12 protein-coding genes are annotated in these 18,257 nt (G+C 62.7%); 10 read left to right on the forward strand and 2 right to left on the reverse strand.

Annotated features, from left to right (window positions below; all coding sequences use genetic code 11):
* Positions 1-285: 285 nt before the first annotated feature.
* Together KGB25_RS27415 and gspG are read right to left on the reverse strand one after the other, a co-directional pair.
* Positions 286-1,473: a type II secretion system F family protein gene (locus tag KGB25_RS27415; protein ID WP_008043385.1), complete on the reverse strand. Its 1,188-nt coding sequence runs from the start codon at positions 1,471-1,473 to the stop codon at positions 286-288.
* A 12-nt stretch (positions 1,474-1,485) separates the two neighbouring features.
* Entirely contained in the window at positions 1,486-1,935 is a 450-nt protein-coding gene (gene gspG / locus KGB25_RS27420) for a type II secretion system major pseudopilin GspG (protein ID WP_008043382.1), read from the reverse strand.
* A 195-nt stretch (positions 1,936-2,130) separates the two neighbouring features.
* Between gspG and KGB25_RS27425 the strand changes: the two genes are divergently transcribed.
* The 10 genes from KGB25_RS27425 (at position 2,131) to KGB25_RS27470 (ending at position 18,256) form a co-directional block, all read left to right on the forward strand.
* Positions 2,131-2,739: a lytic transglycosylase domain-containing protein gene (locus KGB25_RS27425; protein WP_008043380.1), complete on the forward strand. Its 609-nt coding sequence runs from the start codon at positions 2,131-2,133 to the stop codon at positions 2,737-2,739.
* Positions 2,740-3,047: 308 nt separating this feature from the next.
* The gene (gene mnxG / locus KGB25_RS27430) at positions 3,048-8,855 is read left to right on the forward strand and encodes a manganese-oxidizing multicopper oxidase MnxG (protein ID WP_223437517.1); all 5,808 of its coding nucleotides are present in this window, start codon (positions 3,048-3,050) and stop codon (positions 8,853-8,855) included.
* Positions 8,856-9,154: 299 nt separating this feature from the next.
* The gene (locus KGB25_RS27435) at positions 9,155-11,107 is read left to right on the forward strand and encodes a YncE family protein (RefSeq protein WP_223437519.1); all 1,953 of its coding nucleotides are present in this window, start codon (positions 9,155-9,157) and stop codon (positions 11,105-11,107) included.
* Positions 11,108-11,120: 13 nt separating this feature from the next.
* Positions 11,121-11,777, forward strand: coding sequence for an SCO family protein (locus tag KGB25_RS27440; RefSeq protein ID WP_223416612.1), 657 nt, complete (start codon positions 11,121-11,123; stop codon positions 11,775-11,777).
* Positions 11,774-12,394, forward strand: a complete 621-nt coding sequence (locus KGB25_RS27445; RefSeq protein ID WP_008043374.1) for an SCO family protein — start codon at positions 11,774-11,776, stop codon at positions 12,392-12,394. Before KGB25_RS27440 ends, KGB25_RS27445 begins: the two co-directional genes overlap by 4 nt.
* 9 nt (positions 12,395-12,403) lie before the next feature.
* Positions 12,404-13,954 carry an ABC transporter substrate-binding protein gene (locus KGB25_RS27450; RefSeq protein ID WP_207286691.1) on the forward strand — a complete coding sequence of 517 codons (1,551 nt, stop codon included), beginning with the start codon at positions 12,404-12,406 and terminating at the stop codon, positions 13,952-13,954.
* A 15-nt stretch (positions 13,955-13,969) separates the two neighbouring features.
* The gene (locus tag KGB25_RS27455) at positions 13,970-14,923 is read left to right on the forward strand and encodes a peptidylprolyl isomerase (protein WP_223437521.1); all 954 of its coding nucleotides are present in this window, start codon (positions 13,970-13,972) and stop codon (positions 14,921-14,923) included.
* A gap of 224 nt (positions 14,924-15,147) precedes the next feature.
* A complete protein-coding gene (locus KGB25_RS27460; protein WP_008043360.1) occupies positions 15,148-15,681 on the forward strand; it encodes a response regulator in 534 nt (177 codons plus the stop codon).
* Positions 15,682-15,765: 84 nt separating this feature from the next.
* Positions 15,766-17,472, forward strand: coding sequence for a GspE/PulE family protein (locus KGB25_RS27465; RefSeq protein WP_008043357.1), 1,707 nt, complete (start codon positions 15,766-15,768; stop codon positions 17,470-17,472).
* Positions 17,453-18,256 (forward strand): hypothetical protein, encoded by an 804-nt coding sequence (locus KGB25_RS27470; protein ID WP_008034013.1) that lies wholly within the window; start codon positions 17,453-17,455, stop codon positions 18,254-18,256. Before KGB25_RS27465 ends, KGB25_RS27470 begins: the two co-directional genes overlap by 20 nt.
* Position 18,257: the final 1 nt, after the last annotated feature.

Below are 18,257 nucleotides of genomic sequence, written 5' to 3' on the forward strand. Positions count from 1 at the left end.
CACCAGAGCCGCCACCACCCCCACCATCCTTGGCCTGAGCGCTCGATACGCCGGACAGGCTGTCCGGAATCAATACGGTAGACGCCGACAAAACCGCGCCAATAGCTACTGCCAGTAAAAGCTTGTTGATGTGCATGTCGTTCTCCGTCTTCTTATTCAGGTTGGAACGTTGATGAACAATGCAACTTGCTGCTCGATTCAGTGGGAGAACACTGCAACGTTCCGGTTTATTCAGTGGCAACGTCGATGAACGATGAACGGTACGAGTCGTACCCTGTCCCGGGGTCAGTGAATGCTCGAGGCCAGTTCGAATATCGGGATGTACATCAGGATCACGATGACCCCGATTAACAGGCCGATGAAGGTCATGAGCAAGGGTTCGAACAAGCGTACGAACCATTCGATCCAGCGGCTGATTTCTTCGTCGTAGAAATCCGCGCTGCGTTCCATCATTTGCCCGAGGTTGCCGGACTGCTCGCCGGCACGCAGCAAGCGCAGGGACACCGGCGTCACGAGGTGATTGAGCTCCAGCGCCGTCGACAGCGATTGCCCCTCGCGCACCCGCTCGCAGGCCTGGTCCAGGCGCACGCGGGAGGCCGCGGTGAGCAGGCCACGGACCATGCCCATGGCGGTGACGAGGGGGATGCCGCCCTGCAGCAGAATCCCCAGCGAGCGATAGAAGCGCGCCAGTTCGTACATGAAGATGCGTTGATGGACTGCCGGGAGTTTTTCGATCACCCGGTCCACGCCCCGGCGAAAGGCCGGTTGGCGCTGGAGGAAGGCGAGGGCGACGACGACCGCCGCCAAGGTGCCGAAGAATTCGCCCTGGTGAGCATGCAGGAACATCCCGCTGTTCATCAGCACTTGTGACAGCCACGGCAGGTTATTGCCCAGCCCTTCGAACACCAGGCTGAAGCGCGGCACCACGTAACCCATCAGAAACAGCACCACGCCACCTCCCACCACCAGCAACAGCATGGGGTAGATCGAAGCGCTGACGATCTTCTGTCGAACCTCGTCCATGCGCTGGCGATAGCTGACATAGCGGCCCAGCGCATCGCCCACCGCGCCGGTCTTCTCGCTGGACTGCACCAGGGCCACGTAGAGCGGTGGGAAAACCGCCGACAACTGACCCAGCGCCTGGGAAAACGATTTGCCCTCATAAAGCAGGCGCACCAGTTCACTCAAGGTTTTGCGGGCCTGTGGCGCGGTTTCTTTTTCCGCCAGGCTTTCCAGCGCATCGATCAACGGCAGGCCGGCGTTGAGCAGGGTGGTCAGCTCCTGGCTGAACAGCACCAGGTTGAACGTCTCGCGCTTTTGCAGACGCAACGCCCGCCAGTGCTTTTCGGCTTGCAGGCTGACGACCCGCAGGCCCTGGTCTTCGGCAATGCGTCGGGCTTCGCTGTCCCCATGGGCCTCGACCGTCATCGAGACCACGCCAGCCTTGCCGACGGCCTTGAGATGAAAGCGCATGCTCGCCTCCCGTCACTGCCAACTGGTGATTTCGGCGTTTTCGCCTTCGCCGCCGGGTTGACCGTCCTTGCCCATGGACAACAGGTCGTATTCACCGTTTTCGCCGGGGTAGCGGTAGGTGTAATTGCGGCCCCACGGGTCCTGCGGCAGTTTTTTCGCCAGGTAGGGGCCGGTCCAGCGGGTTTCATCACTGGGCGCGGTGACCAGCGCCTGCAAACCCTGTTCGGTCGACGGGTAATGGCCGACCTCCAGGCGGTACAAATCCAGCGCTTTGCCCAGTCCTTCGATTTGCGCCTTGGCCACCTTCACTTCGGAGCGGCCGAGTTGGGCGAAATACTTCGGCGCGACGATGCCGGCCAACAACCCCAGCACCACCAGCACCACCAACAGTTCGAGCAACGTGAACCCGCGCTGGGCTCGCGGTGAGCCGTTACGCGGGGCACAACACAGACGATGATTCATGATGACCTCACACAGTCGGCAGAAGGGTCGCCACAGAGGCTCATGCAATTGCCATGCTCACCCCCGGACATCCTGCCGAACCCCCTGAACTAATGGCCTTCGCGCTTACGGCACAGTGCTTGCGTATGGCTGGTTCACTACCTGTCATTGGGGCAATAGCCCCATTTTTCGGGGACGGTCAGGGGAGACAGAATAATGAAAATACTCACCACTGGACTGCTCGGCTGCATGCTGCTGGCAGGCACAGCTCAGGCCGATGTATTCGTTTCCGTGGACAGCAAGGGCAGCTACGTTTTGTCCAATGTCCACCGCCCCGGCCGTACCTATGAACGGGTGATCCGCGAGCCTGAATCGGCGCAGGTAAGCCTTGATCAACAGCCACAGATGATTGCCCGGCAACCCTATGCCGAGCTGGTTTCGGCGGCCGCCAAGGCCAATCAATTACCGGCGGCGCTGTTGCATGCGGTGATCCAGGCCGAGTCCCACTACGACTCCGGCGCGACCTCATCGAAGGGGGCTGGCGGGCTGATGCAATTGATGCCCGACACCGCCCGGGAAATGGGCGTGACCAACGTCTATGACCCCAAGGCCAACATTCAGGGCGGGGCCAAATACCTCAAGCGCCTGATGACCCTGTTTGACAACGACATCGCGCTCGCCGTGGCGGCCTACAACGCCGGGCCGCAAGCCGTGCTGAGCCGTGGCGGGGTGATCCCGCCGTTCGCTGAAACCCGCCGTTATGTGCCGAGCGTGCTGCGCCAATATCGCCGCTTGCAAGGCCTGGCCGTGGATGCACCGCTGTGATGGGTGATGGCCCCACATGTGGGGCAACACATTCATCTGTTGGAGCCGGCTTGCCGGCGAAGGCATTTTCACAATCACCACCTGTCCACAAATCCGATCGCCAGCAAGCCGGCTCCTACAAGTGTGGGCGTTTTGCTGGAATCAGAGGGCAACCCGAATGGTGGGGATTGGGTGGGGAATATCCCCCGACTTATCAAGTCGTTTACGTAGCTAGCTGAAAAATAACAAAAAAATTTATGGCATGCGGATTGCTCAAAGGGATTTGTCGAGAATCATTCCCGTGAGTACCCAAAGCGAGGCCCGTGATTATGACCGGCATTCCCCACGCTCATCATTTGGTTAACTTGCTGCTGCTTGTTGCACCCCTGTTTGGCATCGAGTTGGCCGAAGCCGCCGTGCGTTGTGAACGAAATCTGGTGGCGAACGTCGTGGCGCTGGATCAACCGCTCATGTTCAACCGCCTCGGCGCACAAAACGCCAACGGCATGATGTTCGCCCTGCGTCGTGATGTGGTCGACGATCACAATGTGTCCCTGGCCTACGGTGGCGCAGCGGTGCCGGGCAAGGTTTCGCTGCGGCCCGACAAGCGTCCGCGTCCATTGGTGTTGCGGGTTGCCGCCGGTGACTGCCTGACCATCAATTTGCAGAACCTGCTGGCCTATCAGGCTAACCCTGGCAGTCACGACAGCGGCGAGGAAGAAGAGGGGGAAATCGAGGGCGAGGTAGAAATCGGCAACGCGGAGCAGTTCAAGGTTGATGAGCAGGTCACCGACCGCCACGTCGGCTTTCAGGTCAATGGTCTGCAGGCGGTCAACAGCATTGACGACATTTCGGCCTACACCGGACGCAACCCCAATACGCTGGTTGCCCCCGGCGCGACCCGTTCCTACACCTTGTACGCCGAGCGTGAAGGGGCGTTCGCCGCCAGCAGCCGCGGTGCAACGTTCGGTGGTGAAGGCGATGCGGGCAACGTCGCCAATGGCCTGTTCGGCGAAGTGGTGGTGGTGCCCAAGGGCGGCCGCACCTATCGCAACACCGTGACCGAAGAAGAAATGCGCCTCGCCAGCACCGGCCGCACGCCGGCCGGTCAACCGATTGTCGATTACCAGGCACGCTACCCGCAGCGTGAACCGTGGATTCGTGAAGGCAAGGCCGGCACGCCGATCATCAACATGGTCGACGGCAACGAAATCATCTCCAGCGAGAGCGATGCGATCGTCATGGGCAGCTACGCCGACGGCAGCTTCCCACCGTCGACCTATCCGCTGGAAGCCATCGGCAAACGCAACCCGGCGCTGCCTAACCGGCTGGAACCGTTCCGCGATTTCGCCTCGCAATTCCAGGATGAAACCGCCGCGACCCAGGCATTCCCCGCGTACTGGGAAGACCCGGTCATGGGCCACGTGCTGGAGCCGACCCGCGATTCGTTCATGATCAACTACGGCTCCGGCGGCATGGGCGCCGAAGTGGTGGCCAACCGGTTAGGCGTCGGGCCGATGCACGATTGCCTGTCTTGTGCCTATGAAGAATTCTTCCTCAGCTCGCACACCGTCGGCGACGTGGCGATGCTGGTGGACGTACCGGCCAACGCCGGTCTGGAAAGCATCCGGCCGGGCGAAACACCGCGCGCCGATCAGGTCGGGGTCAAGGCGACGATGGCGCTGTATCCATCCGAGCCGTCCAACGTCAACCACAGCTACATCGGTGACTTCGTCAAATTCCGCAACACTCACAACGGCCACGAACAACACATCTTCCACCTGCACGGGCACCAGTGGCTGTTCAATCCCAACGACGACAACTCTGACTACGTGGATGCCCAAGGCATCGGGCCGGGCGCCGGCTACACCTATGAAATCGCCAACGGCGGGTCGGGCAACCGTAACCGCGTCGCCGGTGATGCGATCTATCACTGCCACTTCTATCCGCACTTCGCCCAAGGCATGTGGAGCATGTGGCGGGTGCATGATGTGTTTGAAGAAGGCACCCGACTTGAGGTGTCCCAGCAGGGCGCCGACGGTTATCACAGCGAACCTTATGCACTGCGCAGCGGTAAACCAGCCGCTGGCGCCCGGGCCTTGCCCGATGGCGAGATCATTGCCGGCACGCCGATTCCAGCGGTCGTGCCGCTGCCGGGCAAAGCCATGGCGCCGATGCCGGGCAAGGTCGTGGTCGTGCCGAAAGTCGGCGAGACCCTGGTGGCTGGCAATGATGATGAAGACGGCGACGGTGAGCAAAGCGGTGGCGCCCAGGCCATTGGCTCCCTGGCGCTGGTTGACCGCAGCTACGCCAACCGCAACGCCGACGGCAGCCTGAAAAACCCTGGATATCCGTTCTGGATCGGCGGCATGGAAAGTTCGGTCGGCCAACGTCCACCAACCCCACCGCTGGACATGCTCGACGCGGCCCAGGCCCAGGCCTTGAAAACCAGCGGCAATGCCTTGTGGGCCAACCTCGATCCGGCGCAGTCCGGTGGCTGGGACGGCGGTTTGGGACGCCATTCCCTGGACGGTTTCTCTGCCGGTGGCGAGGCGAACACCGTGACCACCTCGCTGGATTTCTCCAAGGAAGTGACCCGCGCCAAAGCGCTTTACCTGCCGGAAGAGGGCACCGAAGTCGAACAGGCGGCCATGGCCTTCCACGCGAAAAAAGACCACCCGAGCTTCGCCGTGCTGCCCGGCAATCAAATCGTCGCACGCGCCTTCCGCACTAACGGCGCGCTGCCAGTCGCCGGTGCGCCTTTCTACGAACCGTGCATGGACGACCGGCAAAAACGCCTGACCAGCAGTGCCGGCATGGGCGAGTTTTTCAGCGGCGAACGGCTCGACGGCATGTCCTTCAGCGGGGCCTCGACCTTCACGGCTGACCGGCCACGGGTCTACAAAGCGGCGAACATCCAGTTCGACGCGGTCTACAACAAGGTCGGCTACCACTTCCCGCAAGCGCGCATTCTGGCCCTGTGGGAAGACGCCTGGCCGGTGATCACCAAGCAGCGTCCGCCAGAGCCTTTGGTGATGCGCATGAACACCCTCGACTGCGTGCAATACCAGCAAACCAACCTGGTGCCGGCCACTTATGAAATGGACGACTATCAGGTGCGCACGCCGACTGACGTGATCGGCCAGCACATTCACTTGCCGAAATGGGACCTGACGGCGGCGGACGGTTCGGCCAACGGCTGGAACTACGAAGACGGCGTACTTTCCCCCGGTGCGGTGCAAGAACGCATCCACGCCATCCGCGAGTTCAACCAATGCCAGGGCACTGACCCGCGTGACGGCACACCGGCCTGCCCGAAAGCTAAAAACCACCCGTACTTCGGCCAGTTTGGCCGGGCCGACTGGGTCGGGGCGCGCACCGCGATGCAGCGCTGGTTTGCCGATCCGGTGGTGAACAGCAAAGGCGTCGACCGTGGCCTGGGGACCATTTTCACCCACGATCACCTCGGGCCATCGACTCACCAGCAGATTGGTCTGTACGCCACCGTGCTGGCTGAACCGGCCGGTTCCACCTGGTTCCACGCCGAAACCGGCGAGCCGTTGTACAGCGGCGCGCGCCAGGATGGCGGGCCGACTTCGTGGCAAGCCGTGGTGTCCACCGGCGATCTGGATGGCGACGGCAAGAACGACAGCTTCCGTGAGTTCTTCCTTGAGTACAGCGACTTCCAGCATGCCTATGAAGCCGGTGTGTACGTGGGCGCGGGTCCCAATGGTGTGCCGAATCCACAAGCGTTCCCGGCCACTGCGGACAGTTTCCGCTACGCGATCAATCCGCCGGTGCGCAACAACGCCAGCACCCTGTTGGACGGCATTCTCGAAGTGCAGGGCGGTATGGTCCCTGGTTGCCCGAGCCGGCCGTGCCCACAAGCGATCTCGGTCGATGACCCCGGCATGTTCGTGGTCAACTACCGCAACGAACCGCTGGCCCTGCGGGTATACGACCCCTACAAGATCGGCCCGGACGGCAAGCGCGGCATGCAGGCCTACGGCCTCGGCGGCGATCTGGCGTACGCCATGCAAAGCCGCACCGACCGTGCGATCCCGGCGATGAACCAGGCGCCGAACCTGATCACCGCCGCCACCGGCCCGACTGGCGGCACCACTTTGTTCCCGCCGCACATCAACCGTGGCGGCGCGGAACCGGGTGATCCGTTCACGCCGATGCTGCGCACCTACACCGGTGACAACGTGCGGCTGCGGGTGCATGCCGGCGGTCACGAAGAAGAGCACAACGTGACCCTGCACGGGGTGAAGTGGCTGCAAAGCGGTTCCGGTTACGGCAACAGCTCCAACTCGGGTTGGCGCTCGTCGCAAATGATCGGGATCTCCGAGCAGATGGGCTTCATTGCGCCGGTCTCGATGCTGTCCAGCTCGGCGGCGACCACGGGTGATTACCTGTATTCGATGGACGCCTCCCTCGAAGGTTACTGGAGCGGGATCTGGGGCGTGATGCGTAACTACACGGCCCAGCGCAGCGATCTGTTCGCGCTGCCGAACAATCCGAAACCGGCGGGGATGCGCAACACCGTGGCATTCGACGGAACCTGCCCACGGATCAGCGCCAACCCGAATGGCATCGGCACCCGGCCGACCGTGCAACGCAACTATGAAGTGGTCGCGGCACTGGCCAACGACATTCTCGGCAATCCGCTGAACCTGGCCCTCGGCGATCCGGAGGGTATCGGCCAGCATGTCGGCGGGCCGTTGAATCCGGCGGGCGGCACCCTGGTGTACAACTCGCGGGTGGTCAATATTCCGCAGGTCACGGTGACCGATCCGGAGGATGGCGAAACCATCACCATCGGCGGGCAAAGCGGTCCGCTGCATGACCCGACCGCGATCATTTACGTGCGCAAGTCTGACCTCGACACGGTCACCGGCAAGCTCAAGCCTGGTGTGCCTGTCGAACCGCTGGTGCTGCGCGCAACGGCGGGGGACTGCATCAACATCACCCTGGAAAACCGTCTGCCCATGGTCATGCCGGACCTGACCCAGACGGCGGTGATGCAAGGCATCGTCAAACGCGATCGCAACAGCGGACAGGGCTCGACCACCTTCAGCAACAACCTGATGCGGCCGTCCAGCCACGTGGGCCTGCACGCGCAATTGCTGGCGTACGACATCACCAAGTCCGACGGCACCAACGTCGGCGCCAACCCGATCCAGACCGTGCCACCGCGGGTTGGCAACAGCGGCGCCTACCCGACCCGTACGTATCAGTACTACGCCGGGCACCTGGAGCGCGAAGGCAAACCGATCACTCAACTGGGCCGCAACGTCGACAACATCAACGCCACGGCCGTGGAGTTCGGCGGGTTGAATTTCACCCCGGCGGACGTGATCAAGCAACCGCAGAAAGGCCTGGGTGGCGCGATGAGCATCCTGCCGGTCGGTGCTACCTGGGTGGACGACGCGCGCAAAGTCACGGCGACGGTCACCGCACCGGGGCAGACCCCTTACCGCGACTTTGCGATGGTCTGGCAGAAAGCCTTGAACATTCGCTGGGCCAATGGCCGGCCGGTGGAAGGCATCGCTGCCGAAGGCCTCGGTGTGCCGACCGATCCGCAGGACAACTCAAGCATGGCCATCAACTACAAGTCCGAGCCGATATGGTTCCGCTTCGGCCTGGCGCCGGATGCGCCGTTCGGTCATGCCGACGGCGCGGGTTACGGCGACGTGCCCAACGCGCACATGGCGTACAGCAATGCGCTGGTGGGCGGCGATCCGCAGACGCCGGTGCTGTATGTGAAACCGGGGCAACCGTTCCGCACGCACATCCTGATGCCATCCGGGGGTAGCCGCGGCACGACGTTCCAGCTGGACGGTCACGTCTGGTCGGTCAACCCGTTCCAGTCGGAGAAGAGTGACACCAGCGGTTATCCGATGAGTACGCCTGGCGTGGGTTCGGTGCGGTTCGGGCTCAACCCGATGTCGATGTACATCGGCGCCCGCGAAAGCATCCTGCCGGCGGCGCACTTCAGCTTCATGCACCCGAGCGCCGGGGGCAGCAACGCGATACCGGGCGACTACCTGTTCCGCGATTACGGCGCCTACGGCAATACCGCCGGGCTCTGGGGCTTGTTGCGAGTGACCAACGAACCTGAACCGGCACCGTAGACGTTGTGCGACACCAGCCCTGTAGGAGCGAAGCTTGCTCGCGAAGGGGACACCTCGGTTGCAGGTGGTATGGCGGATGACGCCTTCGCGGGCAAGCCTCTCTCCTACAAGGGATCGGGTTCGCACAGGGCAAATTGTAGGAGCTGGCTTGCCAGCGATGGCGGCCGTGGGATTGATGCAAGGCGTAAGGGCCTCATCGCCAGCAAGGGATCGGGTTTACAGGGTTCGAGTTGTAGGAGCTGGCTTGCCAGCGATGGCGGCCGCAAGACAGGCGCAGATCTGTAAGGGGAGAAGGTGACATGAACAGGACCACTGCAATTGCCGGTTGTGCTCTGGTTGTCGGGCTGGCGCTGATCTGGCTGGGCGTCTGGCGCACGACTCCGCCCGACATGCTCAGCGAGATAGCGCTACCGGACACCTGGAGCGGTCAGACGCTGGAGCGTGACGGCGTGTCCGTAACCCTGCAAATGCGGCCATTGGCCGAGGACGGTGTGCTGCGCGAAGGCGAGTTTGCCGACGTGCTCTTCCGGGTCAGTGACAGCGCTTCGGGCCAACCCCTTTCCGGCGTCAATCCCGGTGCCTGGCTGGACCCGGAAACCGTTGCCGCCGACCTGGCCCAGGGCCGTGACCGGAGCTGCAAATCCCGGGTCGGGGTGTTCCTGAAATCGAGCATCGGCGCACGGCCGCTGCTCGACCTGAACAGCTATTTCCTGCTGGTGATGAACCGTGATGCCAGTGTCTCCGTGGTCGATCCGTCGGTCTCGGTGGGCGGCATTACCAGCACCATGGCCCGCATCGACCTCAAGCGGCCGCCGATGGATTGGGTCACACCGAAGGACAACAAACGCGTATTCATCTCCATGCCCACCGCCGGCGAAGTGGCGGTGATCGACAGCGAGCAGTTCAAGTTGATCGCCTCGGTGGGCGCCGGCAGCCACCCGGTGCGCGTAGCGTTGCAACCGGACGAGCGCCTGCTGTGGGTCGGCAACAATGCGCCGAAGGCCGAAGCGTCCGGGGTCACCGTGATCGACAGCCAAAGCCTGAAACCGCTCAAACACCTGGCCACCGGCGCCGGGCATCACGAAATTGCCTTCAGCAAGGACAGCCGGTTTGCCTTCATCACCAACCGCGACGACGGCACGCTGAGCATCATCGACATCGCCAGCCTGACCCTCAGCAAGCAACTCAAGACCGGCTCGCATCCTTTGTCGGTGGCGTACTCGCCGCTGTCCCAGGCGGTGTATGTCGCCGATGGCAAGGACGGCACCGTGACCGTGGTCGATACCGCCAGCCTCGACGTGCGCCGGGTGATCAAGATGAAACAGGGCCTGGGCCCGATGGGTTTCAGCGCCGACGGTCGATTTGGCATCGTCCTCAACACCCTGGAAAACCAGGTGGCCGTGATCGACACCGCCACCGATTCGCTGATCCATGAACTGGACGTGTCCGCCGAACCGTATCAGCTGGTGTTCACCAAGGCTTACGCCTATGTGCGCGGGCTGGCGTCGCCCAAGGTGACGATGATCAACCTGTCGTCGCTCGGCGAAGGTCGCCAGCCGATCAGCCAGGGTTTCGAAGCCGGGCCCCAGGCGCCACGGCTGGCCGGTGATTTGCCGCTGGCGTCGAGCCTTGCGGTATCGCGGGACGACAACGCGGTGTTTGTGGTCAACCCGGTGGACAACACCACCTATTTCTACGCCGAAGGCATGAACGCACCGATGTCCGGTTACCCCAATCGCGGGCAAGTGGCGCGGGCGGCGATGGTCATCGACCGCAGCCTGCGCGAAGTCGAGCCGGGGCTGTACAGCGCGCGGGTCAAACTGCCACCGGCAGGGCGTTTCGACGTGGCGTTCCTGCTCAACCAGCCGAACATCATCCATTGCTTCACGACGCTGGTTGAACCGGATACCCGCCTCAGCCGACACCCCGGCGTACCGAAAGTCGAATTCCTGCTCGACAACGCCACCGCCGCCCTCGGCAGCCCGTACACCGTGCGCTTTCGCATCGTTGAGGGCCAACAGAAAGCCCAGCGCAGTGGCGTGAAAGACGTGCAGGTGCGCTACTTCCGCGCCCCGACTTCGCGGGCCCGGGAAGTCGCGGCCCTTGAGGTCGGCAACGGAATCTACGAAGCCCCAGTGACGCTCGATCAGAACGGCGCCTGGTACCTGCACGTGCGTGCGGCGTCCCTTGGCGCGAATTTCGATGACAAGACCTTTGCCAGCGTTCGGGTCCTGCCCGGCGATGCCCGTTGAAGAGGAAATTGACATGAACCGATTCGCACACCGTGGACTGCTGACGTTCTGCCTGTTGACCGTCGGCGTGGGGCAAGCCCTGGCGCACTCAGCGGATGAACATGCCGGGCACGACATGCCGGCCAAAGGCGCTCGATCGGAAAGCGCTCAGGTCAAGTTCGCCGACGTCGCGCTGGTGGACCAGAACGGCAAACCGGTGCGTCTGGAGAAGGATCTGGTGACCAACAAAATCGTGGTCATGAGCTTCATTTACACCAGTTGCACCACGGTGTGCCCGGTGGTGTCGTCGATCATGGGCAAAGTGCAGAAACAGCTGGGCGCGCGGGTGGGCACCGAGGTGCAACTGGTCTCGATCAGCATCGACCCGCAGCGTGATGACGCCAAACGCCTGAACGCCTACGCCCGCAGCTTCCAGAACGGTCCGGGCTGGAGCTGGCTGACCGGCAGTGCGCAATCGATCGACGCCACCCTCAAAGGCCTCGGCACGTTCAGCGGCGACTTCAAGAACCACCAGCCGCTGATCCTCGTCGGCGACGGCAACAGCCGCCACTGGACGCGCTATTACGGCTTCACCGACCCGACCGTACTGACCCGTGAAGTGGAGAAACTCAGCGGCCAGCGCAACAGCCACGCCAAACACACCGCCATTGCCATGGAGCAGCAACCATGAGAGTCATCGACTGGGTTGCGTTGAGCCTGTGCTTCTGGATTTTCAGCTCGTTGGCCTTCGCTCACGAAGGGCACGAAGAACCCGCTCCTGTCGTGGCCACCGCGCAACCGTCGAGCGGCACGCGCGATGCGAAAACCTGGTTCACCGACACGCCGTTGCAGGACCAGAACGGCGAGACCCTGCGTTTCTACAGCGACGCGCTGCATAACCGCGTGGTGCTGCTGAACGTGATTTTCACCAGTTGCACGGATGCCTGCCCGCTGATCACTCGCAAGCTCAAGGAAGTGCGTGAGTTGCTGGGCGATAAAGCAGACGGCATTACCTTTATCTCCCTTACCAGTGATCCGCTGCGGGATACCCCGGCGGTACTCAAGGCTTACACCTTGAAGCAGGGCGTCAATGGCCCCCACTGGCTTTTTCTCACTGGCGACAAGGCGCAAATGGATCTGGTGCTGGGGCGCATCGGCCAGATCGTGCCGACTCCCGAGCAACATTCAACGCAACTGATTGTGGGCGACGTAGCCAACAAACGCTGGAGCAAAATCCGCCCCGATGCCCCGGCCGCCGCCATTGCCCAGCGCTTGCAATTGCTGACAATGCCCGTGGCCGGTCGCTGAGCCCGCACCATGAAAATCTCCCTGATCCTCGGCCTGTTCCTGATCGGCAATCTTCATTGCGCTGCCGATACGTTGCCCTTGAACCCTGACGAAAGTGCCGGCAAACGGCTGTACCGCGAGGGTGTCTCGGGCAGCGGTGAACCGATCATGGCGCGTATCGGGGCGACGGGCATGTTGCTGCCGGCCACCAGCCTGCCGTGCGCCAACTGCCACGGCACCGATGGCCTGGGCCGGCCCGAGGGCGGGGTGCGTCCACCCGATCTGAGCTGGTCGCGGCTGACCAGCACCTATGGCCAACGGCACGTCAACGGCCGCAACTACCCGGCGTACACCGACGGCACCCTGGCCCGGGCGATTCAGGAGGGGCGCGATTCCGCCAACAATCGCCTCGACCCGGCGATGCCGCGGTTCGTGCTATCGATGAAGGATCAGCGCAACCTCACGGCCTACCTCAAACGCCTGGCTGATGAGCGCGACCCCGGCCTGACGCCTGACAGCCTGCACCTGGGCACGTTGTTGCCGAGTCAGGGGCCGTTGGCGGAGGAGGGCGCGACGGTGGCGGCGGTACTCAAAGGCAGCGTGGCGCGAATCAACAAGGCGGGGGGGATTCATGGCCGGCAGGTGCGCCTGACGATCCTCGACCCGGGGCCGGACCCTGTCAGTGCCGGGCGGGCGCTGGATCAGTTGATCTATCAGGAGCAGGTGTTTGCCCTGATCGCGCCACTGGCGCCGGCACTCGACACGCAACTGGTTTCGCGTCTGGAGCAGGCGGGCATTCCGTTGATTGGTCCGCTCTCGTTGCAGGGTACGGCGCAGAGCAGTCGACAGATTTTTGAACCGATGCCAGGGGTGCGCGAGCAACTGATCGCCCTGGCCGATTACGCCACCGGGAGTTTGCGCGTGCTCCAGGGCCCGACGCTGATTACCTACACGGACGATCCCGGTCAACGACTGGCGGCTCATACCCTGCGTCAGTATCTGCAAGATCACGCCTGGCAAAATGTCAGCCTGCAGGCCTACGACCCGGTAAAGGACCAACTGCCGCTGGGCTCGCGCTCATTGTTTTACCTGGGCTGCGGTAGCGATTTCAGCCTGCTCGCCGAAAGGTTGCAGAGGGCGGGGCAGGTTCCTTACCTGTTCGCCATGGCGAATCAGGTGGCGGGTGACCTTTTGCGAGTGCCCAGTGGTTTTTCCCGGCGGTTGTTTTTGTCCTATCCGTTCGTGCCCAGCGACTGGACCCTGGCCGGGCGCCTGGCCCTGATCCAGTTGCGCGAACAGCAGGGGCTCGGTGGTCAGCACGCGGTGCTGCAAGTCGGCGCGTTCAGTTCGATGCTGCTGCTCAGCGAGGGCATGAAGCAGGCCGGGCGCGACGCCAGCCGCGAGAAGCTGATCTATGCGCTGGAAGGCCTGCATGACTTCGACACCGGGCTGACCCCGCGCCTCAACTTCGGGCCGGGCCAGCGGCTGGGCTTGAGCGGCGCGCATATCGTCACCGTGGATTTGCCCGACCAGCGCTTCTACCTGGTCGCCCCTTACAAGCCCATTACCGCGAAACCCTGACCGGAGGCCTCGATCATGACGCTCAAGACTCTGTTGATCCTGCTGACGCTGTGGCTGCCGGTGGCGTTCGGCAGCAACGGCCCGGTCGCCGCGCGGGTCAATGGCGAGGAGATTTCCCAGTTCCGCCTCGAACGCTATTTTGCCGAGTACCTGGAGGACCAGGGCCGGGCGCTGGGCAGCATTCGTAATCCCAAGGCGTACAAGCAACTTCGGCAAAAGGCGCTGGACGCATTGATCGACCGCGAGTTGCTGTGGCAGGAAGCGGTCAAGCGTGGAGTGGTGATCAGCGATGCCACCGTGCAACGCCAGGTTGAACAGACCCGGCAGGCCATTGGCGGTGCCGAGAAATTCGCTCGACGCCTGGAGGACGCAGGTTTCGACGAGGCCGGTTTTGTCGAATACACCCGCCGTGAACTCGCGGCTCAGCAGGTCTTTGCCGAGCTGACCAGCGTCGAGGGGCCGGACGAAAAACAGGTCCGCGCGTTCTATGAAGAACATCGCGCGCAGATGAGCCAGCCCGAAGCGGTGCAGGCGCGGCACATCCTGATCAAGGTTGCCCAGGACGCCGATGCCGCCACAGTCGAAGCGGCGCGGCTACGCTTGGTGCACATGCAGGCGACAATCCGCCAGGGCGCGGACTTCGCCAGCGTGGCCCGGACGGGGTCCGAAGATGCCTCGGCGAGTGAGGGCGGAGATCTGGGCTATTTTCCACGTGGACGCATGCTGCCAGCGTTTGAAGCGGCAGCCTTTGCCCTGGCACCGGGCGCAGTGAGTGAGCCGGTTCGCACGGCACTGGGCTGGCACTTGATCCAGGTGCAGAACCACAGGGAGGTGACCGATGTCACAGAGTTGCAAGCGCTTGAGATGGTCAGGGCGTACCTCGATCGACAGCAACAGGCTCAGGTTCGCCTGCAGGTTTTGGCGCAACTGCGATCGCGTAATCGAATCGAACGAATTGACGATGAATGAAGGTTCCCCCCCCAATAGTGGGGAAAAGCTTCAGGGCAATTCCGTGTGCGCCCCCGCCTTTGGGGGGGCGGTGTATTTGGGCGGAAAGGCTTTTTTATGAAAATCAAACACATGCAGTGGTGAAACACCCGGCACCCAGCCTGGCATGAAGTGTGCGTTAGCCTCGGTAAGGCGAGCACTCTGCCAGGTTCGGAACTCGGGCCTGCGGTTTCAAGGAGTCCACCTTGTTAAACAAAGTACTGGTTGTCGATGACGAACAGCTTCTTGCACAAAACCTCAAGGATTACCTTGAGGCGCAAGCACTGGACGTCCGGGTTGCACATGACGGTGCGGCGGCTATCGGCGAAGCCGAGCAGTTTGCACCCGATGTGATGGTGTTCGATTACCGCTTGCCCGATATGGAAGGCTTTGAGGTGCTCGATGCCATCCGCCGGAACAGGAACTGTCATTTTGTGCTGATTACCGGGCACCCGACCGCTGAAGTCTGTGAGCGGGCCCGGCAGGTGGGAGTCAGCCATATCCTGTTCAAACCGTTTCCAATGGCGGAACTGGCCCGTGCAGTCTGTGACCTTCTGGGGATGGAGCGCGAACCCAAAGCAGGCGCGCGCACATCCGAGGGGTTTGTCGAACGACGCCAGAGCAGGACCGAGAGTTTCCCGCTGCAGTTGTACGACGGCAGTTGGGTGCTGGCGGATCGTCGACGCAATCCCTCGACGTCCAAGGCACCAGACGACGAACAATTGCTCACCGGGGAGTAGTGGCGCGACCAGCCGTTGCGGTAACCGCCGTAATTGCTCGCCGCGTCGACAGGGCTCAAAGCCCCCGGCGTTGGAGAGCAAGCCATGGACCGTCTATCCCTTGCCGTCGAACCGGCGCAGTTGGAATCCGTACCGTCGCGCTTTTCCAGTGAGCAATTGGCCCAGGCCCGATCACTGGCCGCCAGTTCCGGCGAGCGGATGCTCGAAGCCCTCGGGGTGTTGTGCGAACTGGCCCCCATGCCCTTCATCCAGTGCCTCGGCGCCACCCTGCATTATCCGGTGCTCGACACCGACAACCTGTTCAAGTCCACTCCCGTATTCGACAGGGTCACCCTGGCCCAATGCCTCAAGCGCGAATTCATTCTGTTGCGCCACGACGAGGAGATCATCGGCGTGTTCGCCGATCCGTTCGACACGTCGCGCCTGGCCTGGATCGATGACTGCCTGCACGGTGCTCCCCTGTATCTGGTGCATGCCGACGACCTGAAAGCCTATCTGGCACGTCACGAAGAGAGCTTCCATGCGGTGGAATCGCTCAACGCCCAGGCCGATGCCAACATCGAAACCGACACCCTGCAAAGCCTGTCTCTGACCAGCATCAGCGAAGACGCCAGCGTCGTCGTCAAACTGGTCAACTCGACCCTGTACGACGCCTTGAAAATGCACGCCAGCGATATCCATTTGGGCACCACCGGCAGCGGCCTGGTGATCAAGTACCGCATCGACGGCGTGCTCAACAACATCAGCAAGATCCAGGGCAGCGAGTTCGCCGAGCAGGTGATTTCCAGGGTCAAGGTCATGGCCGAACTGGACATCGGCGAGAAGCGCGTGCCTCAGGACGGTCGCTTCAAGATCGGCATCAGTGGCCGGCAGATCGACTTCCGGGTCTCGATCATGCCGAGCATCTTCGGTGAAGACGCGGTACTGCGGGTGCTCGACAAACAGGACCTGGCGGACAAGGTCTGCGGTGTGCAATTGCAGGCCCTGGGCTTTGAAGACGAAACCTTGCGTCAACTGCGCAGGCTGGCCGCCGAACCCTACGGCATGGTGCTGGTGACCGGCCCCACCGGCAGCGGCAAGACCACCACGCTGTACGCGATGATCACCGAGATCAACCACGGCGTGGACAAGATCATCACCATTGAAGACCCGGTGGAATATCAGTTGCCGGGCGTGCTGCAAATCCCTGTGAATGAAAAGAAAGGCCTGACCTTCGCTCGTGGCTTGCGCTCGATCCTGCGTCATGACCCGGACAAGATCATGGTCGGTGAAATCCGTGACCCCGACACCGCGCAGATCGCCGTGCAATCGGCGCTCACCGGCCACCTGGTGTTCACCACGATCCACGCCAACAACGTGTTCGATGTCATCGGCCGGTTCACCCAGATGGAAATCGATCCCTACAGCCTCGTCTCGGCGCTCAATGCCGTGCTGGCGCAGCGCTTGATCCGCCTGGTTTGCACCAGTTGCAGCGCGCCGTGCACCCCGACCGATGAGGAACTGCTCGCTTCGGGTCTCGACCCCCACAACGTCGATCACTTCCACTTCGTTCACGGCAAGGGCTGCGGGCATTGCCGGGGCACCGGTTATCGCGGGCGCACGGCGATCGCCGAGCTGCTGCACCTGGACGACGAGCTGCGGCAGATGATCGTCGAGCGCCAACCGATTTCGAAAATCAAAACCCATGCGTGCAAACGAGGCTTGCGCTTGCTGCGCGAGTCGGCGCTGGAACTGGTTCAGGAAGGGCGCACCACACTCGAGGAGATCAATCGTGTCACTTTTGTCTCGTGATCGTTTTATCGCCGTGCTCGGCGCCAGTGGGGTCGGCCTCGGCCAGCGCCGTGGCAGCGAAACCCTGTGGCTGGGCAGCGTCGGTTTTATCGACGAAGGCTTCCACGCCTGGGCGGTGGCGCTGGACACCCTCGATCATCTGCTGGCCGATCACACCCACGCCGGTGCCGAGTTGAGCGTGGTGATTTCCGGGCACTTCAGCCGTTTCTGTCTGGTGCCCTGGAGCGAACAGATCAGCAGCCCTGACGAATTGCTCGGGTTTGCCCGGCTGTGCTTCGAAGACCTTTACGGCGTGCCGACGCAACCCTGGAGCCTGGTGCTCTCGCCGGAACCGGCCGGCTACGACCGGGTCGCCAGCGCACTGCCGCAGGATTTGCTGACGCGTCTGCGCACCCTGGTCAGCGCCCGGGGCCTGCGCCTGCGTTCGGTGCAGCCGTACCTGATGACGGCGTTCAACCACTTCGATAAAAGCCTCGATACCGGCGACTTCCTGTTCGTGGTCGCCGAGCCGGTACGCAGCGTATTGCTGCTGGCCCGGGAAGGCCGTTGGGCCTCGGTGCGTTCGGTGGGCACCGGCGACAGCGACGCCGCACTGACCGCGTTGATCGGTCGTGAAAGCCAATTGCAGGCCTCCACCAGCGAGCGGCCACTGAACGTTTACCTGCATGCGCCCGCGCGTATCGATGTGCAACCCGACATTCCCGGCGTGCACTTGCGCACCCTTGAAGAAGACCGGACAACCGTACGCGATGGCTTGTACGTCATGTCCCGGGCGGTGGCCTGAC

This window comes from Pseudomonas sp. BF-RE-21 (assembly GCF_019947305.1).
Lineage (GTDB): Bacteria > Pseudomonadota > Gammaproteobacteria > Pseudomonadales > Pseudomonadaceae > Aquipseudomonas > Aquipseudomonas migulae.